Source organism: Pseudomonas sp. ATCC 43928 (genome assembly GCF_005938665.2).
Lineage (GTDB): Bacteria > Pseudomonadota > Gammaproteobacteria > Pseudomonadales > Pseudomonadaceae > Aquipseudomonas.
Genome location: NZ_CP041753.1, coordinates 4719339 through 4739621, shown reverse-complemented (window position 1 = coordinate 4739621; position 20283 = coordinate 4719339). Strand labels below are relative to the sequence as shown.

At 59.2% G+C, this 20283-nt stretch carries 17 protein-coding genes; 7 read left to right on the top strand and 10 right to left on the bottom strand.

Features of this window, described 5'->3' with window-relative positions; genetic code table 11:
- Positions 1 to 59: 59 nt before the first annotated feature.
- Positions 60 to 236, top strand: a complete 177-nt coding sequence (locus FFH90_RS30040) for a hypothetical protein (protein WP_168206145.1) — start codon at positions 60 to 62, stop codon at positions 234 to 236.
- A gap of 104 nt (positions 237 to 340) precedes the next feature.
- Entirely contained in the window at positions 341 to 556 is a 216-nt protein-coding gene (locus FFH90_RS21475) for a hypothetical protein (RefSeq protein WP_018925239.1), read from the top strand.
- A gap of 496 nt (positions 557 to 1052) precedes the next feature.
- Here FFH90_RS21475 and FFH90_RS30430 read toward each other — a convergent pair whose 3' ends face one another.
- Both FFH90_RS30430 and FFH90_RS21465 read right to left on the bottom strand, forming a co-directional pair.
- Positions 1053 to 1448, bottom strand: a complete 396-nt coding sequence (locus FFH90_RS30430; protein ID WP_138866062.1) for a hypothetical protein — start codon at positions 1446 to 1448, stop codon at positions 1053 to 1055.
- Positions 1445 to 6322 carry an RHS repeat-associated core domain-containing protein gene (locus tag FFH90_RS21465; protein WP_138866061.1) on the bottom strand — a complete coding sequence of 1626 codons (4878 nt, stop codon included), beginning with the start codon at positions 6320 to 6322 and terminating at the stop codon, positions 1445 to 1447. The genes FFH90_RS30430 and FFH90_RS21465 overlap by 4 nt, the downstream gene beginning before the upstream one ends.
- Positions 6323 to 6584: 262 nt before the next feature.
- Here FFH90_RS21465 and FFH90_RS21460 point away from each other — a divergent pair, with 262 nt between their 5' ends.
- Positions 6585 to 7280, top strand: a complete 696-nt coding sequence (locus FFH90_RS21460; protein WP_064619198.1) for an HAD-IA family hydrolase — start codon at positions 6585 to 6587, stop codon at positions 7278 to 7280.
- 74 nt (positions 7281 to 7354) lie between these two features.
- On the opposite strand, the gene FFH90_RS21455 is transcribed toward FFH90_RS21460, so the two are convergent.
- Positions 7355 to 8101 (bottom strand): 3-oxoacyl-ACP reductase family protein, encoded by a 747-nt coding sequence (locus FFH90_RS21455; RefSeq protein ID WP_028941072.1) that lies wholly within the window; start codon positions 8099 to 8101, stop codon positions 7355 to 7357.
- Positions 8102 to 8225: 124 nt separating this feature from the next.
- Between FFH90_RS21455 and FFH90_RS21450 the strand changes: the two genes are divergently transcribed.
- Positions 8226 to 9149 carry a LysR family transcriptional regulator gene (locus FFH90_RS21450; RefSeq protein ID WP_018925244.1) on the top strand — a complete coding sequence of 308 codons (924 nt, stop codon included), beginning with the start codon at positions 8226 to 8228 and terminating at the stop codon, positions 9147 to 9149.
- A 107-nt stretch (positions 9150 to 9256) separates the two neighbouring features.
- Here the strand turns inward: FFH90_RS21450 and FFH90_RS21445 are convergent, their stop codons facing one another.
- From FFH90_RS21445 to FFH90_RS21435, 3 genes are all read right to left on the bottom strand, one after another.
- Entirely contained in the window at positions 9257 to 9985 is a 729-nt protein-coding gene (locus FFH90_RS21445) for an aspartate/glutamate racemase family protein (RefSeq protein ID WP_007942162.1), read from the bottom strand.
- A gap of 56 nt (positions 9986 to 10041) precedes the next feature.
- Positions 10042 to 11583, bottom strand: a complete 1542-nt coding sequence (locus FFH90_RS21440) for an NCS1 family nucleobase:cation symporter-1 (RefSeq protein ID WP_138866060.1) — start codon at positions 11581 to 11583, stop codon at positions 10042 to 10044.
- A gap of 504 nt (positions 11584 to 12087) precedes the next feature.
- The gene (locus FFH90_RS21435) at positions 12088 to 12828 is read right to left on the bottom strand and encodes a phosphoadenylyl-sulfate reductase (protein ID WP_007942164.1); all 741 of its coding nucleotides are present in this window, start codon (positions 12826 to 12828) and stop codon (positions 12088 to 12090) included.
- Positions 12829 to 12999: 171 nt separating this feature from the next.
- Between FFH90_RS21435 and thrH the strand changes: the two genes are divergently transcribed.
- Positions 13000 to 13617, top strand: a complete 618-nt coding sequence (gene thrH / locus FFH90_RS21430) for a bifunctional phosphoserine phosphatase/homoserine phosphotransferase ThrH (RefSeq protein WP_038979889.1) — start codon at positions 13000 to 13002, stop codon at positions 13615 to 13617.
- 100 nt (positions 13618 to 13717) lie between these two features.
- On the opposite strand, the gene pabB is transcribed toward thrH, so the two are convergent.
- The 4 genes from pabB to FFH90_RS21410 form a co-directional block, all read right to left on the bottom strand.
- Positions 13718 to 15055: an aminodeoxychorismate synthase component I gene (gene pabB, locus FFH90_RS21425; protein ID WP_138866059.1), complete on the bottom strand. Its 1338-nt coding sequence runs from the start codon at positions 15053 to 15055 to the stop codon at positions 13718 to 13720.
- A 257-nt stretch (positions 15056 to 15312) separates the two neighbouring features.
- Positions 15313 to 16299: an alpha-L-glutamate ligase-like protein gene (locus tag FFH90_RS21420; protein WP_138866058.1), complete on the bottom strand. Its 987-nt coding sequence runs from the start codon at positions 16297 to 16299 to the stop codon at positions 15313 to 15315.
- The gene (locus tag FFH90_RS21415; RefSeq protein WP_018925249.1) at positions 16299 to 17834 is read right to left on the bottom strand and encodes an inactive transglutaminase family protein; all 1536 of its coding nucleotides are present in this window, start codon (positions 17832 to 17834) and stop codon (positions 16299 to 16301) included. The genes FFH90_RS21420 and FFH90_RS21415 overlap by 1 nt, the downstream gene beginning before the upstream one ends.
- Positions 17835 to 17839: 5 nt before the next feature.
- Positions 17840 to 18376, bottom strand: a complete 537-nt coding sequence (locus FFH90_RS21410) for an ATP-dependent zinc protease (protein ID WP_019579744.1) — start codon at positions 18374 to 18376, stop codon at positions 17840 to 17842.
- Positions 18377 to 18673: 297 nt separating this feature from the next.
- Between FFH90_RS21410 and FFH90_RS21405 the strand changes: the two genes are divergently transcribed.
- Positions 18674 to 19396: a GntR family transcriptional regulator gene (locus FFH90_RS21405; RefSeq protein WP_007902102.1), complete on the top strand. Its 723-nt coding sequence runs from the start codon at positions 18674 to 18676 to the stop codon at positions 19394 to 19396.
- Complete coding sequence (gene prpB, locus FFH90_RS21400) at positions 19393 to 20283, top strand: methylisocitrate lyase (RefSeq protein WP_018925250.1); 891 nt, start codon at positions 19393 to 19395, stop codon at positions 20281 to 20283. Before FFH90_RS21405 ends, prpB begins: the two co-directional genes overlap by 4 nt.

The following is a 20283-nucleotide window of genomic DNA, read 5'->3' as shown; positions in this document are numbered from 1 at the left end:
GCTGGAACGATTTGCCGTAGGACCTCTCGAACTTTATATAACTCTGAACGTTGTGAGGCATGCCCATGAGTCCGGAAACCGAAGACAAGGAAGAAGAAGGCCCGATTAACGATCCTGGCAACGAAGATCCGGGGTCTCTGATGGACGACGCCACGGTACCGCTCAACGATGCCGATGACGCAGGCGATGTGGGCAACCTGGAGAATGATGAGTATGACGAGGAAGACGACGAGTGATTTAGCGGTCGGCCCGACCGATTAATCCCTCTGATCGAACCGTGTCTGTCGTGTTGGCCTCGAAAGGCAAGGATCTGCTTTTCAGGTCCATTGAGAGGTGCGTTATGAACGCTGATCCGAAAGACTCCGATATCGACGATACCCCCGAATATCCGCTGCCTTCGCCCACCAATTCGCTGCGCCGCGACCAGCGCCCGCCCGACGATGACGACACCGCTGTGGAACAGGTGCCCGCCGATGATGTGAGGCGCGGTAATGTGGAAGCCGACCCGGAAGACCCGGACATCGCCGGCGATGACGCCTCGGGCGAACCGAGCTGAAACCTGTGAGGTGGTGCATCGCAGATTGTCGATTGAGCGACACCTTTTAAAAGCGATCACCGCCAGAGATCAGGTAAAGCACTCTTAAAAGGAGATGCACCATGATCAGATCAAAATGGATGGCGCTTACGATGGTCGGCTTTTTGTCGATCAGTTCATTGACGGCGTTTGCTGAATCTACCGGTCGCGATGCGCCGGTCGATAAGGGGGGGATGCCGCCCTACTCGGAAATGAATGCGGGTACCTCGGATGGGAAGGCGCTGCCACCGGACACCCTTGGTGGTGGGAGTGGTGGTGATGCCAACGGGAGGAGCATCGACCCGGGGAAGGGCAGCGGGTCGGTGAGTGGTGGAAGTTCGATGGGGAGTGGTTCTGGAAGTGGGTCTGGAGGATCAGGTGGTTCTGGGAGTATTGGGACGGATAGGACAGATGATAGCGCGGGAGGTTAGAGTTCCTTAAGCTGATTTAGCCCGGACGTGAACCGGGCTTTTGATGGTTAGATCTTTTCTGATTCAATCCAGCATCTGTAGAAAGATCGCTGTTCATTTGGATCGTTTGTTAGATTGCTCTCATCATAATCAAAAATATAAACTACATCGGTGAGTGACGACGCTTTACCCAATGTCAATTCATATGCCTTCAACCCAAGAGACATTTGTGATGACATGCTGGAAGGATGTACGTTGATTTTTGATCCCTTGCAGAGAAATTGTATGTTGGGGTTGTCCTCTCTGACACGTGCGAAGCATCTATAAAAGTCACTGTCCGAATATTTTTTGTTAAAGCCATTTTTCATTGTGAGAATTATGGTTATTTCTTTGTTGTCGCATATAAGGTTGGCGACTTCCTTTATGCCGTCAATGCTTATGGTGATTTCAACCTTTGATATCATTTTTTTATTTTCCTGTACGGATTTGGTATGGAATAGCCGAGCTCTCGGCCGTCATCTATGATTAGCGTTGCGCCAAGTACGTCGACATTCTCTATACGGTTAGCTATGGCTATCTCTTTTTCTGGTCCGAAAAGATAAGCTTGTCCAAGCTCTTTTTGTAAGTCATACCCATCTATTTTTTGAAGGGTATAGAGGTAACCTACTTTTGTGTGATATCCAGTGGCGAAAAGCTTGCCAACATCTCGCGACGGTGATGTGCTGATAAAATTACTGGGTGGATTTTCACTGTCTATAGAGTGGAGCAATAAATCATTGCTTTTTCCTTTGCTTTTAAAACCATTTTGAAATACATCATCAGGCTCTCGCTCGTCCCCGCGATATAAGTAATCCTCTTCTCTTTTGGGGGAGGGAGTTTTTGGCTCCCCCTCATCAACCCCCGCCTTACCCGCCGGATCCTCATCCCCAAACGACGACTTCTTACACCAATCCCCCCCAGGGCATTCACTCAACCCCAACGGATCAACCCAACCCGCCGGATTGCGCGTGTACTGATAGCCGTTTAATCCGCCCGCCAACTTGCTCGGGTCCGGCGTCAGGTACCGGCCGATATCCGGATTGTAGTAGCGATGCCGGTTGTAATGCAGGCCGGTTTCCGCGTCGTAATACTGCCCTTGAAAGCGCAGCGGTTGATCGAAGACCTGGTGGGTGTCGCGGTTGAGGCGGGTGAGGCGGCCATAGGCGGTGTATCGGGCGGCCCAGATGATGTCGCCACTGTAGTCCGTGAGTTCTTGCGGGGTGCCGAGGTGGTCGAGCTGGTAGTAGAAGGGACAAGCCTTACGCGGGCCTTTGCCGTCGAGCATCGCCAGCGGGCGGAAGCTACCGGGTTCGTAGACGTAGCTGCGATGGTGGTCCTGGCTGTGTTCGGCGACGAGGTGGTCGCCTTGCCAGAAAAACTCGATGGTTTTGCCGTCGACGGTTTTGGTGATGCGGCGGCCGAAGGCGTCGTAGCGATAACTTGAACAACGACCATCCGGCGTAGTGACGCCGACCAGCCGATGCTGGCAGTCGTAGCGGTATTCGGTGACCAGTTTCTGCCCGGTGCCACGGCGCTCGCGGATCAGGTTGCCGAAGGTGTCGTAGTCGAAGTGGCGATCGCCCTGCATCAACAGGCGATTGCCTTTGACGGACGTCGGGCCGGGGCGGTCCTGCATCAGCAGGTTGCCGGCTGGGTCGTGGGCGTAGCTTTCCGGCTGTTGGTCGCGGGAGTGGCGCACGCGGATCAGGCGATTGAGCGGGTCGTACTGATAGCTGCGCTGGCCATGGCGGGTGTCGGCGATGCTGTCGAGGTTGCCATTGAGGCTGTAGGCATAGTCGCGGCGGTAGAGCGGATGTTGGTGCTGGCCGACAGCGTGGGCCTTCAGACGGCCCTGTTCGTCGTAGGCATATTCACTGAGCAGCAGGCCTTGTTGGCGGTGTTGTTCGCGACCGGCGAGAAACGTATGCGAGGTCAGTCGTGCGCCATTGAGGTCGATGGCCGTCAGCGCACCGCCCTTGGCGTGGCGGTAGTCGAGTTTGCTGCCGTCCGGCAGGCGCAGGCGGTTGAGCTGGCCGCAGGCGTCGTAGCCATAACGCAAGGTGCCCCAGCCCTGATGTTCGGTGATCAGCCGGTCCTGCTGGTCGTACTCGAACTCCAGCGGGTGATCGTGGCCGTCGTCGACGCGGGTCAGCCGGCCCAGCGAGTCGTAGCGGTATTCGACCTGGATGCCGTCGGGCAAGGTCTTGACCAGCAACCGTCCGGCCGAATCCCGTTGATAGCCCGTGACCAACTGCGAGCCGTCATCGCCGAACTCGGTTTTTTCCAGCAGATGGCCATTGAGGTCGTAGGCGTAGGCAGTGCGGCGACCGTCGAAGCCGGTTTCCTGTCGGATCAATCCGCTGGGCGTGTAGTCCAGCTGATATTTTTCGCCGGATTCGTTTTCGATTTCCGTCAGCAGCAGCTGCGCATTGTCGTAGCGGTACTGAAGCTGGGTGCCGTCGGGGTTGATCCGGCGGCTGACCAGGTGCAAATCGTCGGCGTATTCGTAGCGGGTGACGCGGCCCAGTTCATCGCGTTCGGCGGTGATCTTGCCGTAGGTGTTGTAGCTGAACCCGCGCACGGCCCCGGTGGGCAGCGTCGTCTGGATCAGTCGGCCGACGGCATCCCATTGGTACTGGGTAACGGCACCGTGTTCGTCCTGACGGGTAATCTGCCGCCCCAGCGCATCGTAGGAAAACCGCCGCTGCCCACCGTCCGGCAAGGTCTCTTCGAGCAACTGCCCCAAGGCATTCCAGACGAACACATGGCGACTGGTGTCCGGGTAGCGGACCGACAGCAGCCGGCCTTGTCCGTCGTAGCGATAGTGAGTGACCTGACTGTCGGGATCGGTCGCCTCGGTGACATCGCCCTGAGCATTGCGCTGGTATTTCCACACCGCCTGGCCGCGATAGCGCGCATGCAGGAAACCGTTGCGGTACTCGTAGGCCGTTGGCTCGTCCTCCGGTGGAATCAGCGCGACCAAGCGTCCGACGTCGTCGTAACGGTATTCGGTGACGGCACCGAGCGGATCCTGCTCGGCCACCAATCGGCCCTGCTCGTCGTAGGTTTTCAGCTGTTCGCCGCCGTCCAGCTCGACCCGGCGCACCAGCCGCGCCCGCTCGTCGTGGACGTAAACCTCTTCGCTGCCGTCGATGTTCCGGACGGTGACGCGGCCCTGGTCATCCCAGGCATACCGCGTGTCCATCTGCGCAAACGACGCCCAATGCCGCACGCAGCGCGCCGACTTGCCAGACCGTTCCCACTCCCAGAAGAAACTCGCGCCACCGGTCAGTTGTCGCTGCAAAATTACATGGTGGTCGTCGTAGTCGTAACGCTCGCTTTCCCCAGCAGCATTGATCGCTTCGATCAAGCGCTGGCGGGCGTCATAGCGGTAGAAAGCCAGTGTTTGCTCTGTACGCCAGGCTTCACCCAAGTCATCGCTGGGGTGAAACGACTGGTATTCGACGGCGATGAGGTGCCTGCGCTCGTAGCACAAAAGCAGCGAACGACCGGCACCGTTGTCGAGGCGTTGAATACGTTCCTGGCGGTCGCGAGTGATGCGCAATCGGTTGTCGTAGGCGTCGCTGATCGCCGTCAGTCGACCGTTGTGAAAGTGGTAGAACCGGCTCGTCTCGCCGGCCAGCGCGAGGATCAGTTCCTCGGGGTCATCACCGAGGTAAATCGCCGCGCGCGACAGGCTGTTGTGGATCGCCGGGCGTTCGTTGCTCGGCAGCGGGAACGTGGTGCGACGGTTTTCATGGTCGATCCAGACGACCTGTTCAACGCCCAGCTCCAACCGCTGCGCCAGCGAATGGCTCCAGCCCCAGCCCAGCCCGCAATCGATTTCCACCGCGCTGGTGCGGTACAACCGGGTGAAGGCAAACGGCAGCAGCCCGTCCAGCGCACCGTCGGTCAGGGTCAGCAGTTCTTCGCCGCTGACCATCGACACAGGGCAGCCGTTGGTGCAGGTCAGTGCCGAGCAATCGGCGCTGTCGCCATTGGGGTTTTTCGCTTGATTCGGTGCATCGTCGTGGGGTTCGTGACGACCCAGCCGGGTTTTGGCGGCAGACTTGTCGCGGGCAATGGCGATCGGATTGTTCACGTGCACAACCGGTGAGTTGCCGGCGCTGATCTGCAGTGGAACCGTCGGCGCAGGTCTCAGCGGTGCATTGCGCGCGCTGACCACGAGCGGTTTGAGGACACCAGCGTGGGCTGTCAGGTCGGATTTGGCCGTCAGTTCGGCCAGTCGCAAACTGGCAGTCGCCAACCATTGTCGAGCCCGATGGGACTTGATCTTGTCCAGCACTTTGGCGCTCATGCCGAGCTTCAGGCCCGTAGGACCTGTGAGACGCACCAGCAGGAAGCTGATTAATATTTCCGTACGAACTTGTGCCACGACTTCGGCGATGTACTGCGGCGGCAACATCCTCAGCCAACTGGTGAAGGCTGCGAGATGGATGAACATCAACGGCTCATCGCTCAACATCAGCAACACATTGGCAATGGTTTCAGCCGAAGCGTTCAGCAGCGTCTCAAGCTCGCCTTGTGTCAGGTACTCAAGGAGTTTTTCGCTGCTGCCTTGCAGGTCCGCCACCAGTGCGTAGACCTGCTTCACGTCATCCCACAAGCCGTGCAGCGAACGCTCGAAACTGTGCCAGTCAGCCTGTTGCAGCAGGCCGTAGCGTTGAGTGAAACCAGCTTTGGAAAAATCTGCCCATAAAGGCTCGTATTCGCTCCTCCATTCGTTGCGCAACCAGCCTTCCAGCTCGCCGATCACGCCCTGATAGGAGGCGTAGAGCGCTTTGACGTGTTCAGTGGTGACATTGGGAAAGAAGGTGATGCGATAGCGATGGCCGCGCCAGCATTCGGGGATTTCGAGAATACCGCTGGGGCCGATGGTTGCGTGGACAGGCTCACCGAACGTCAGCTCACCGTTGTGCTGGGAGATAACCGGCTCGAGCATCACCGGCGTATCGCCGATCGGCACGAAACGCGCGGCTTCAAACATATGCACCAGGGTCAACGGACCGCTGGCCGGGCACATGGCGAGTGTTGAACTGAAAGGCGCGGTGGAGTCCTTCGGTGCGCTGAGCCGGATTTCGTTGCCGACCTTGAACACTTGCTCGACGTTGAGCGCGCCACCGGTCCAGAAGCTTTCCGCCCAGGCCTCGTAGTCGTTGAGGCAGAGTCGGAAATCACCGAGCAGCGCTTTGATGTCCGGCTGTTTGGGGTTCATGGCGGCGACCACCAGCAGACCGATGGCGTTGTTCAAGGCCAGGACCTTGTCAGGTTCGAACATTCGCAGTCCCTCGCGCTGATCAATGTGGAGCGAGAGACTTTGCGGGGGATCAAAAAGGAAAGAAGTCGGGAAAGGAGGTGTTTGGTGTAGGGGAAATCGCTAAATCATCACGGCGCCCTCGGCAGAGGATTTTGTATCCGCCAGGCATTGCCCGTTGCTCTCGACCAATCGCGCTCGCTATGCTGCTGAACCCTTTAATCCATCACGGATCCGGCCGTACCTGAGCCGTCCTGGGATGTCATGAGAAAACGGATCAGATGCGATGAGTGCACCCTTGGATGAGTTCGGTCCGATCAAGGCCGTGATTTTCGATATGGACGGTTTGCTGCTGGACACCGAGGGCATTTACACCGAGGTCACGTCCATCATTGCCGAGCGCTATGGGCGGACCTTCGACTGGAGCGTCAAACAGAACATCATCGGCCGTGGTGCGGGTGATCTGGCGCGCTATGTGGTCGAGGCGCTGGACTTGCCGATCACCGCCGAAGAGTTTCTGGTGATCCGCGAGCCCTTGATGCGCGAGCGTTTTCCGACGGCGCTGGCGATGCCAGGAGCAGAGGAACTGGTTCGGCACTTGAAAGCCAACAACATTCCTATCGCGGTGGGCACCAGTTCTTCGCGTCAGTCGTTTGGTCAGAAAACCACTTTGCACCGCGACTGGTTCGCGCTGTTTGACTTCATTGTCACCGCTGACGACCCGGAAGTGGGGGCGGCGAAACCGGCGCCGGATATTTTCCTGACGGCGGCGCGACGCCTTGGGGTCGCGCCCCGGGATTGCCTGGTATTCGAGGATTCGCCGTTCGGCGTCACTGCAGCCAAAGCGGCAGGAATGACGGCGATTGCGGTCCCGGATGCGGCGATGGCCGACGAAAAGTACGCACACGCCGATGGCATTCTTCGTACGTTGAAGGCGTTCAAACCCGGTGCATGTGGCTTGCCGGCGCTTGAATGGAACTGACCATTCGATAATCCCTGACACAAAAGAACGCCGGCAATTGATTGCCGGCGTTTTTGTTTCAGTCGAGCGGTGTATCAGGCGCCGAAACCACCGTCGATGGTCAGGCTGGCACCGGTGATGTAGCCAGCTTCGGGACCTGCGAGGTAAGCGACGAAGCTGGCGATTTCTTCCACGTTGCCGTAACGACCCACCGCCATCAGCGGGATCAGGCTATCAGCGAAGTCGCCGCTGGCGGGGTTCATGTCAGTGTCCACCGGGCCTGGTTGTACGTTGTTGACGGTGATACCCCGCGGGCCGAGGTCGCGAGCCAGGCCTTTGGTCAGGCCGACCAGCGCCGATTTGCTCATGGCGTACGGGCCACCGCCGGCGAAAGGCATGCGATCGGCATTGGTGCTGCCGATGTTGATGATGCGACCGCCTTCGGTCATGTGGCGGGCGGCTTCCTGGGTGGCGATGAACACACTTCGTACGTTGATGGCCAGGGTCTGGTCGAAGTCTTCGAGTTTAAAGTCCTCCAGCGGTGCGACGGCCAGAACGCCTGCGTTGTTGACCAGGATGTCCAGGCGGCCGAAGGCCTCGACGGTGGCATTGACGGCATTGCGAATAGCAACGGCATCGGCGCTGTCGGCCTTGATGGCCAGGGCTTTGCCGCCGGCGGAGATGATGCTGTTTTGCAGGTCTTCGGCTTTGGCGGTAGAGCTGACATAGGTGAAGGCGACGGCTGCGCCTTCTGCGGCCAGGCGTTTGACGATGGCAGCACCGATACCGCGTGAACCGCCTTGAATCAGAGCTACTTTACCGCTGAGGTGTTGAGTGGTCATGTCGATCTCCAGAAGTTCAAGGCAGGCTGCCTTGTTGTCGGAGTCGAGTATCGGCTTCGCATTACCCGGCGGGTAGACCGTGATTGCTATAGTCTGTGTAAACCAGAAGTTTATAGTGGCGCTTATGGAAACCTTCAGCAGTATCGAATGCTTCGTGCGCAGCGCTGAGGTCGGCAGCTTCGCCGAGGCTGCGCGACGCTTGAGCCTGACGCCTGCTGCGGTGGGCAAGAGCGTCGCCAAGCTGGAGGCGCGGCTTGGTGTGCGGCTGTTCCAGCGCAGCACGCGTAGCCTGACGCTGACCGAGGCCGGTCAGCTGTTTCTCGGCGAAGTCAGCGCCAGCCTGCACACGATCCAGAATGCCGTGGCCAACCTGGCCAGCGCCGAAGGACGTCCGGCGGGAACGCTGAAGGTCAGCATGGGCACGGTGTTCGGGCGCTTGTACATCGTGCCGTTGCTCGGAGAGTTTTTGCGGCGCTTTCCGGCGATCAACCCGGACTGGCATTTCGATAACCGTCAGGTCGACCTGATCGGCCAGGGGTTCGATGCGGCGATTGGCGGTGGATTCGAACTGCCCCAGGGCGTGGTGGCGCGCAAGCTGACGCCCGCCCATCGAGTGTTGGTGGCTTCAGCCGGGTACCTGGCGGGGCACGAAGCGATCATCGAGCCCGATGACCTCCAGCGCCACGATGGCATCCTGATACGGTCGCCGCAGACGGGGCGCGTGCGTTCCTGGCAACTGACCTGTCGCAACCGGCAACACAGCCCGCTGACGCTCAAGGCGCGAATGACCATGAGCGATTCGGAAGCAGCCTGCGCGGCGGCGACCCAGGATTTGGGCATTGCATTGGTGAGCATGCCGTTCGCCGTTGGCTATCTGGACGCCGGGACCTTGCAGCGGGTGCTGCCCGACTGGTACGTCGACGATGGCAATATCTCCATCTATTACGCCGAGCACAAACTGCTGCCGGGCAAGACCCGGGCGTTTGTCGACTTCATCATTGAACAGTTTGCCGAGCAGGGGTTGGGGCAGCGGTTCAGTGCAGTTTGAGCCCGGCTTGGGACCGAGGGGAGGCCATCGCGGGCAAGCCACGCTCCCACAGAGTGATGCAAACCCCTGTAGGAGCGAGGCTTGCCCGCGAAGAACGATAACGCGGTCTAGCGCCCAAACCGCCCAGGCCAACCAATAATGGTCTTCGGCCGAGGCGTCGCATACGTCCGCACTTTCGACGTCGACAACCCCAACCGCACCAGTGATTCGGCAATGGTCACCGCCGCCGTCACGCCATCCACCACCGGTACGCCGGTGCGCTGACGAATCTGTTCATCCAGCCCGGCCATGCCGCCACAGCCCAGGCAAATCACCTCGGCCTTGTCCTCGCTCACTGCCAGTTCCGCCTGGCGGACGATCGCCTCCAGCGCACGCTCTGGATCGGACTCCAGCTCCAGCACCGCCAACCCACTGGCCCGCACCGACGCACAACGATCCCAGAGCCCGGAGAGTTTGAGGCGATCCTCGATCAGCGGCACGGTGCGGTCGAGGGTGGTGACCACCGAATAGGCATGGCCGAGGAACATCGCGGTGCTGGCGCCGGCATCGGTGATGTCCACCACCGGCACGTTGAGCAACTCCTGCAAACCTTCGCGGCCGTGCTCGCCGTAGCCGGCCTGGATTACCGCATCGAAGGGCTGATCGTAGGACATGACCCGGTCCATCACGGCGATGGCGGCCAGGTAGCTTTCGAAATTGCCTTCAATGGAGTCGGCGCCGAAATGCGGGGTCAGGCCAATGATTTCCGTGCCGGGCGCGGCCACGGACTGCGCTTGGCGGGCGATGGCCTGGGTAATGGATTCGGTGGTGTTGACGTTGACCACGAGAATTCGCATGGGAGGTCCTTATAGCGAGTGGTTTGCGGCCCGATGTCACCGGGCCGCCAAGAGGATTAATGGCTGACATTATCGACCGCGATGGCTTCACCGCTGACATCGGCGTAGTAAGGCTGCCGTTTGGCGATGATCAGGTAGAGCATCCCTGCAATCCCGGCGCCAATCAGCCAGGAGAATGGCGAGACACTGTCGAAACCTGGCACCAGGGCCAGGACAATGGCGATCAAGGCTGCCGGAATGAACGCCGCTACGGCGCGCAAATTAACCCCACGGCTGTAGTAATAATCGCCATCGGGATCTTCGCTGTACAACTGCGGCACGTTGATCCGGCCTTTTCGTACCTGCCAGTAGTCGACCATGATCACCCCGTACAACGGGCCGAGCAGGGCGCCGAGGCCAGACAGGAAGTACACGATCACCAGCGGGCTGTTGTAGAGGTTCCACGGCAGGATCAGCACCGCGATGGTCGCGCTGATCAGCCCGGCGCGGCGGAAGGTCAGGTATTTGGGCGCCAGATTGCTCAGGACAAAGGCCGGGGCGACGAAGTTGGCCATGATGTTCACTGCCACGGTGACAATCAGGAACGCCAGGCAACCGAGTACCAGAAAGAAGGTATTGGGAATCGACGCGATAATCTCGGTCGGGCTTTCGATGATCCGGCCGTTGATCTGAAATTGCGCACCGCACAGCAGGACGGTGATCCCGGCGAATACCAGAATGTTGACGGGCAGGCCCCAGAAATTTCCGACCCGGATGGTCTTGCGGCAGGGAGAAGAGCGGGCGAAGTCGCAGAAATTGAGGATTAGCGTGCCGTAGATCGACAGCCACAAGGCGCCGCCGGCAAAGATATTGCGCCACATCTCACCGCCACTCAGCGGTTCACGAATCGACCAGGCGATGGTGGCGTTGGCCTGGAAGTACATCCAGCCGGCGAGGGCGGCGACGGTCAACAAAATCACCGGGCCGGCAAACGCCTCGTAGCGTCGCACCATTTCCATGCCATAGGCCAGAATCGCCAACTGCACGAACCAGATCGCCACGAAACACACCCAGCCCAGGCTCGACAGTCCGAGTATCGAATTGTGGTCGTAATCGGCGAGTCCGGGATGCACCGCCGTCAGCAATACGCGAAAGACCACTGACGCCAGGTACGTCTGAATTCCGAACCAGGCAATGGCGATAACGGCGCGAATCAATGCAGGAATCTGCGCCCCATGGATGCCGAAACTGATCCGGCTGATCACCGGAAACGGCACCCCGGTTTTCTGGCCCATGTAACCGGAAAGGTTCATGAAGCAATGCACCAGCGCAGCACCGATTCCCAAGGACAGTAGAATCTGCCAGCCGCTCAGGCCCAGTGCATACAAGCCAATGGCAAAGGAGTAGTTGGCAATGTTGTGCACATCGTTTGTCCACAGGGCAAAGATGCTGTAACGGCCCCAGCGCCGACCTTCGGCCTTGGTCGGCGCGAGGTCCTTGTTATGCAGGCGGGGGCTGAGCACGACGGGTGGTTGAAACGTTTGATCGTGAATCACGGAGGTAGAAAGAGGAGAGGGCAGATCCAGCGCAATATTGTTATTGGGGAGGCTAGTACGCATTCCGGCAGGCTCCTGAAGCTCGTTGCCGCGATGACTGTGCATGAGCGTGGGCTCGACAAATCTTCGTCGCGGGTGGGAGAGCATCATTGGTTACGGGGCATCTGCAGCCTGTACGGGATAGGGCGCTTCAGGCTTGCGGATCTAAAGTGTGTGTATGTTTTGTATTTATTGTATACAAAACATGTGTTCACTTAAGCCAGATATGTGCCAGTCGGTGATCTATAAAATTTAAGGCTAATTTCGTTTTGTTATTGATTGAAGATAAGTAGTTGAAAAAAAGACGATATAAATTGACCGATTGAACAGGTATTTATTTTGGGCAGGGTTTTGTCGGAGTGTTCGACTGAGGAAGTCAGGACAGGGGAATGTAACTTTTTGGGGCGCTGAAACTAAAAGTGCACACAGATATGGCACTTATGGTGACATTTCTGTGTACACTTTTTTAAAGTAAAACCATCACAGGCTTCGCCAGCTCCTGCAGGAGCTGCTACGGGCTGCGATCTTTTAAGCTTTGGACTTGCTGATGATGTTCCCGGCATGCAGCCCGCATTCTTTCTGCGTGGCTTCTTCCCACCACCAACGACCTTCGCGCTCATGCTGGTTCGGCAGCACCGGACGGGTGCAAGGCTCGCAACCAATGCTGATGAATCCGCGTTCATGCAGGCTGTTGTACGGCAGCTCCAGCATGCGGATGTAACCCCAGATCTCTTCGCTGGTCATCTGTGCCAACGGGTTGAACTTGTACAGGGTACGTTCCGGGGTGGAAAACGCGGTGTCGATTTCCAGCACCGCGACGGCGCTGCGAGTGCCCGGGCTCTGGTCCCGACGCTGGCCGGTGGCCCAGGCGGTCACGCCAGACAGTTTGCGACGCAGCGGCTCGATCTTGCGAATGCCGCAGCACTCGCCATGGCCATCCTTGTAGAAACTGAACAGGCCTTTTTCCTTCACGAAAGGTTCGAGCTTGCTGTAGTCCGGCGACACCACTTCGATATCGATCTTGTAGTGCTCGCGCACCTGCTCGATGAAGCGGTAGGTCTCGGGATGCAAGCGGCCGGTGTCGAGGCTGAACACTTTGACGTTCTTGTTCAGCTTCCAGGCCATGTCCACCAGCACCACATCCTCGGCGCCGCTGAAAGATATCCACAGGTCATCGCCGAACTCGGCGAACGCGAGTTTCAGGATGTCCTGGGCGGATTTGTTGGCATAGGTCGTGGCGAGTTCCACGACGTCGAACGATGGGCTCATCAGGGCGGCTTCCTACAGGTCGGTGGCGCTGGGCGCTCTATATGCGTCGATGGTAACAAAATCCTGCGGTGGCTGGCGCGTCCTCTGCGTTGCACGGAGGGGGGCGAGTCGCTAGAGTTCGGCAGTCCTTTTGCTCGCTCGACTCATAAATAATACTAATGGGAGTGTCTTGTGGAAATTGCCTGTCTGGATCTTGAAGGTGTGCTGGTCCCGGAAATCTGGATCGCCTTTGCCGAAAAAACCGGGATCGAGTCCCTCCGGGCCACCACTCGGGACATTCCCGACTACGACGTGTTGATGAAGCAGCGCCTGCGGATTCTCGACGAGCATGGCCTGAAGCTCTCCGACATTCAGGAAGTGATCGCTACGCTCAAGCCTCTGGAAGGCGCCAGTGAATTTGTCGACTGGCTGCGTGAGCGCTTTCAGGTGGTGATTCTGTCGGACACCTTTTACGAATTTTCCCAACCGCTGATGCGTCAATTGGGCTTCCCGACGTTACTTTGCCATCGTCTGATTACTGACGATGCCGGTCGGGTCACGGGCTATCAGCTGCGTCAGAAAGATCCCAAGCGTCAGTCGGTTTTGGCGTTCAAGAGCCTCTACTACCGAGTGATTGCGGCGGGGGATTCCTACAACGACACCACGATGCTGGGCGAGGCGGATGCCGGGATTCTGTTCCACGCGCCGGACAACGTGATTCGCGAGTTCCCGCAGTTCCCGGCGGTGCACAGCTTTGCCGAGTTGAAGCAGGAGTTCATCAAGGCCTCGAATCGGGCTTTGAGTTTGTAGTCGTCTGCGAGGATGCCTTCGCGGGCAAGCCTCGCTCCTACAGGGCATGGTCGATTCCACGACCTGAATTCTGTAGGAGCGAGGCTTGCCCGCGAAGCTTTTAGAGGCCCTGCAACGTTTCGAGCAGCACCTTCACCTTGGTAATCGATTCCTGATACTCCGCCTGCCAATCCGAATCCGCGACGATCCCCCCGCCGCCCCAGCAGCACACCTGCCCATCCTTGACCAACAAACTGCGAATGGCGATGGAGCTGTCCATCTCCCCGCGCACGTCCAGATACAGCAATGAACCGCAATACAACCCGCGACGGGTCGGTTCCAGTTCATCGATGATCTGCATGGCGCGAATTTTTGGCGCGCCGGTAATCGAGCCGCCGGGGAAGCTGCCGGCGATCAAGTCCAGTGCGTCCTTGTCATCCGCCAGTTCGCCGGTAACGCTGCTCACCAGGTGATGCACGTTCGGATAGCTTTCCAGGCTGAACAGCTCCGGCACCCGTACCGAACCGATGCGGCAGGTACGACCCAGATCGTTGCGCAGCAAGTCGACGATCATCAGGTTTTCCGCGCGGTCCTTGGGGCTGGCCAGCAGTTCGGCGGCGTTCGCCGCATCTTCGGCAGCGGTCAGCCCGCGGGGGCGGGTGCCTTTGATCGGGCGGGTTTCGACGTGGCGCTCGCTGACTTTGACAAAGCGCTCCGGCGACAGGCTCAGCACCGCGTCGCCGTTGGGCAGGCTCTGGAAGCCGGAAAACGGTGTCGGGCAAGCCGCCCGCAGCGCGCAATAGGCCGCCCACGGATCGCCCTGGCATTGGGCGCGAAAGCGCTGGGCGAAGTTGACCTGATAGCAGTCGCCAGCCTGGATGTACTGCTGAATGCGTTCGAAGGCTTGCCGATAGTCGTCAGCGCTCAGGTCAGCACTCATCGGGCCGTCCAGTTTGAATGGCTGGATATTCTCGGTGGTGGGCTGAGTGAACAGTTCGATCAGCCGTTGTCGTTCACTGTCGATCAGCGTCGGGTGGAACACCAATTGACTGGTAGCCAGATGGTGATCGCTGATCAGCGCCCAGTCATACAGCCCGAAGCGTGCGTCGGGCAATTGCAGATCGTCCCGCGCCTGGCTCGGCAGGTTTTCCAGATGCCGGCCGAAGTCGTAGCTCAGGTAGCCGATCAGGCCGCCGGCGAAGGGCAAGTCGTCAGGGACGGTTGCTTCACCGAGCCGTGTAAGGTTCTTGCGAAGGCGTTGCAGGAAATGGCTGCCGCTTTCATCCGGCAACACGGCCAGTTGCTCCAGCGGCCAGGCGCTGAGCAGGTCAAAACGCCCGCGTTCGGCACTCGGCCGGCCGCTGTCGAGCAGCACGGCACCGGGGGCATGACGAATCGCCGTGAAGTACTCGGCAGGGTTGGCGCGATAGGGCAGCGGGTGTACGGAACAGGTCAACATGGGCGGGGCAGATCAGCCAACGAGGCGGGGGAGCGATTGTAGTCCTCTGCAGGATTTGCTCCTAGAGGGGATGTCGGCAAGAGATACATCTGCGGCGAGGGAAGTTTGCCTGTGGCGAGGGAGCTTGCTCCCGGCGGACTGCGAAGCAGGCCCAAAGAAATCAGCCCCTCGGTTTTCAGAGAAACCGAGGATGCCGTTTTATGACTGCTGCGCAGTCAAGCGGGAGCAAGCTCCCTCGCCACAAAGAGCCAGAGGGATCAGCCCTCAACCGCCGGAATATGCCCAAACAGTTCCTGAACGAACGCCACACGTTCCTGCGCCGTTTCGGTGATCCCGCGCGCCTTCAGCTCTTCGAGTCGCGCCTCGACCGCGTGGGTACGGGACGTCAGCCCGCAATCGTTGGCGATCTGAATGTTCAACCCAGGCCGGGCATTGAGCTCAAGAATCAGCGGCCCTTTCTCCTGGTCAAGCACCATGTCGACGCCGATGTAGCCCAGCCCGCACAACTCGTAACAGCCGGCGGCCAGTTTCATGAAACCGTCCCAGTAGGGCAGTTGCACGCCGTCTACCGCGTTGGTGGTGTCCGGGTGTTTGTTGATGATGTTGTTCAGCCAGGTGCCGCGCAATGTCAGGCCAGTGGCCAGGTCGACACCGACGCCGATGGCGCCCTGGTGCAGGTTGGCCTTGCCGCCGGACTGGCGGGTCGGCAGGCGCAGCATGGCCATCACCGGATAACCCATCAGCACGATGATGCGGATATCCGGCACACCTTCATAGCTGATGCTTTTGAAGATCTGGTCCGGGGTCACGCGGTATTCGATCAGCGCACGGTCGCGGTGCCCGCCCAGGGAATACAGGCCGGTGAGGATGCTCGAGATATGGTGCTCGAGTTCCTCATGGTCAATGATCTTGCCGGACACTGTGCGATAGCGCCCCTCGAACCGGTCGGCAACCACAATGATGCCGTCGCCGCCGGCGCCCTGGGCCGGTTTGATCACGAAGTCGGTGCGCCCGCCGATGATCTCCTTGAGGTTATCGATTTCCTTCTCGGTGGAGATCACGCCGTACAGCTCCGGCACGTGGATGCCGGCGGCGATGGCGCGTTCCTTGGTGATGATCTTGTCATCGACGATCGGGTACAGGCTGCGCTTGTTGTACTTGAGCACGTAGTCGGCGTTACGCCGATTGATCCCCATGATGCCCCGGGCCTCCAGGGCTTTCCAGGTCTTCCAGAGACCGAACATCAGGCGTCAGCCTCCTTCAGGAAAGCCTTGAAACGCACCAGTTCGGTCAGGCGGTAACCGCGATAGCGACCCATGGCCAGCATGAAAGCCACCAGAATCAGCAGGACCGCCGGGAAGGTGAACACGAAGTACACCAGCTCCGGCACGCTCATGATCAGGTGCGCCAGGGAGGCGGCGAACAGCGTGCCGATCGCCACTTTCATGGCATGGCCGCCGCCGCGCTCTTCCCAGGTGATCGACAGGCGTTCGATGGTCATGGTCAGAATCACCATCGGGAACAGCGCCACCGACAACCCGCGCTCCAGGCCGAGTTTGTGGCTGAACAGGCTGATCGCCGCGATCAGCACCACCACGAAGGTCAGCACCACCGACAATCTCGGCAGCATTTGCAGTTTCAAGTGCTCAAGGTAGGAACGCAGCGACAGCCCCAGCGCCGTGATGATGGTAAACAGCACGATGCCGAAGCCGAGCTGGGTTTCCCGGAAGGCCAGGGCGATCAGCACCGGGGTAAAGGTGCCGAGTGTCTGGATGCCGATCAGGTTGCGCAGGATCAGGATCACCAGCACGCCGATCGGGATCATCACCATGATCATGAAGGTCTGCTGGGTTTGCAGCGGCAGGCCGTACAGCGAGTAGTCGAGGAAATTGGCGTCGGAATTCTCGTCGGTCAGCTTGGCCAGGCGAATGGCGTTCATTTCGCTGTTGTTCAGGCTGAAGGTGACGTTGGCTTTCTTGCCGCCATCGACGGTGATCAGGTTTTCATCGCCGGTCCACCACAGCAAGCGGTCGGTGGGCAGGCCCTGTTCGCCGGTTTCCGGGTTGAAGTACAGCCAGTCGGTACCGTTGAAACTGCGCAACCAGAGTTCAGGCGTTTGCGGCTGATCGGCCACCAGGCGGATGGTGTGGACCTTTTCCACCGGCACGTGGGCGATGGACAGAACCAGCTCGACGATTTTGGCTTTGTTCGCGGTGGACGTATCGCCGGCCAGCAGCAGTTTCACGTTGTCGTCGTTGAGGTTGTTGACACGCTTGATGGCTTCGCCGATGAAAGTTTCGACGTCGGCCGAATGCTGGCGGATCGGCGCGAGCAAGGCTTCGGCGGCGATTTTTTCCGGACCTTCGACGGCGATGCTGTCGCGGAAGGTCGCCCCTTTGACCTTGGATTTTTCGCCGGTGTAGCGCTTGGTCAGCACCAGGCGGTAATAAAGGGTCTGGTTGCCCTTGGCCCGACGCGCCGACCAGGTGACCTTGCGGTTGCCGTCGACACGGTTCACTGCCACACCGTAGTTATTGGAAATGAAACTCTCGTTAAGGCTCACGTAGTCGCGGCTCAGCGGCGGCACGAACATCTGGATCTTGATCGGGTCTTTGGCGTTGGCGACGAACTCGACCTTGGCGTCGATGTTCCACAAGTCATCGGTGGCATCTTCAGTCACCGGAATACCGAGCACGAAAATCTGATAGGCCGTAACTGAAATGCCCAGCACCACCAGGATGGCGATCAGCAATTTCAGATGGAGGGTAAGAGAGCGCATTGGAATTACTCTGCGGTATGTGCGTCGGTGGCGCAGGCAGGTTTGCCAGCAGCGTATTTAAGACTTGGATCGACCAGCGCATCGAAACGCTTGAGTGCCTCGGAGCCGATCAAGAGCGGGTATTGGAAGGCGCTGCGGTCGGTCAGGTTCACTTCAATACTGCGTAAAGCCGACCCCATGCAGATATCCAGCTCGATGACCGGACGGGCGGTGTACTTCTTGCCTTCTTCCGGGTCGTAGTCACCGGCCCGGCGCTTGATCTTGCTGACACGGGCCAGCGGTCGTTCAATCGGGTGCGAATGCGCGGCGTCGATGGCCAGATAGAAGCGCACCCAGGATTCGCCATTGCGTTTGAAACGTTTGATGTCGCGGGCGCTCAGCGAGGCGGTTTTCGCCCCGGTGTCGAGTTTGGCGGCAACTTCCAGGTTGATGCCATCCAGCGACGCGTACTCATTGAGGCCGTACACAGTCTTTTCCCCTGCCGCGGCAAAACCTGACAGGCCAAGAAGACAAAGAAATGTGGTGAAGAGCTTGAGTCTCATAAATCCTGATGCGCAGCGGTCCGTTCTTCAATTCAAGGCCCTGGCATTGCTGCACAAGCTCCCTCGTATGCCTATCCTTTTTTTATGACAGGCAATGCAGATGACAAGCAAATGCGGGCGGCATTCTAGCACGGTGGTTTTATGGCGCCAGCGCTGGCAGACGGCTGTAACCGGGGGTGCTGCTTCTTTATGGTGCAAGCGGTTATTAGACGATTGTCGACAATGTCTATTTATCCTTTGACGTAACCGGCCTTATTCGCTAGTTTTTGCGGCATTGCTTTTAAAGGTGTCGACAATATGCTGGATCAACTCGATCCCCCGGTCACGGTTCAGGACGACTCGGAAACACTTTCCGAAAACGTCTTCCGACGCATTCAGGCGGCCATCGTCAAGGGTGAGATCGCCCCGGGCAGCAAGATCTCCGAGCCGGAGCTGGCGCGCACCTACGGCATCAGCCGCGGGCCGTTGCGTGAGGCGATCCACCGACTGGAAGGCCAGCGCCTGCTGGTTCGCGTGCCGCACGTCGGGGCGCGGGTGGTGTCGTTGAGTCACGCCGAATTGCTGGAACTCTACGAAATCCGCGAATCCCTGGAAGGCATGGCGTGCCGTCTGGCGGCTGAACGCATGACCGTTGAAGAAATCGACGAACTGCGCCGGGTGCTGGAAACCCACGAGCGCGATGCGGCGTTTCAGGCAGGCGTCGGCTATTACCAGCAGGAAGGCGATTTCGACTTTCATTACCGGATCATCCAGGGCAGCGGCAACCGCACCCTGACCCAGATGCTCTGCGGCGAGCTCTATCAACTGGTGCGCATGTACCGCATCCAGTTTTCCACCACGCCCAATCGGCCACGCCAGGCGTTTGCCGAGCACCACCGAATTCTCGATGCCATCGCCGACCGTGACGGTGAGCTGGCCGAGTTGTTGATGCGCCGTCACATCGGCGCCTCCAAACGCAATATCGCCCGTCACTACCAGGACGGCGCTAACCCGACAGCCACTGAACGAGGTGAGTCATGAGTTCCAACAAGAGCACTCCAGGCCAGCGTTTCCGCGATGCGGTCGCCAGCGAGCATCCGCTGCAAGTGGTCGGCACGATCAACGCCAACCACGCGCTGTTGGCCAAGCGCGCCGGTTTCAAGGCTATCTACCTGTCGGGGGGCGGGGTGGCTGCCGGCTCCCTCGGCGTGCCGGACCTGGGCATTACCGGCCTGGATGACGTGCTGACCGACGTGCGCCGCATCACCGACGTTTGCGACCTGCCGCTGCTGGTGGACGTGGACACCGGTTTCGGTTCCTCGGCGTTCAACGTCGCCCGTACCGTCAAGTCGATGATCAAGTTCGGCGCGGCGGCAATTCATATCGAAGACCAGGTCGGCGCCAAGCGCTGCGGTCACCGTCCCAATAAAGAGATCGTTTCGCAGCAGGAAATGGTCGACCGCATCAAAGCCGCTGTTGATGCGCGCACCGACGACAGCTTCGTGATCATGGCCCGCACCGATGCCCTGGCGGTGGAAGGTCTGGAGTCTGCACTGGATCGCGCCGCCGCGTGCATCGAGGCCGGCGCCGACATGATCTTTCCGGAGGCCATCACTGAACTTGAGATGTACAAACTGTTCGCCAGCCGCGTGAAAGCGCCGATCCTGGCCAACATCACCGAGTTCGGCGCGACACCGCTGTACACCACCGAGCAGCTCGCCGGTGCCGATGTGTCGCTGGTGTTGTACCCGCTGTCGGCGTTCCGCGCGATGAACAAGGCTGCGGAAAACGTCTACACCGCGATCCGCCGCGACGGCACGCAACAGAACGTCATCGACACCATGCAGACGCGCATGGAGCTTTACGATCGCATCGATTACCACACGTTCGAGCAGAAGCTCGATGCGTTGTTTGCGGCGAAGAAGTAA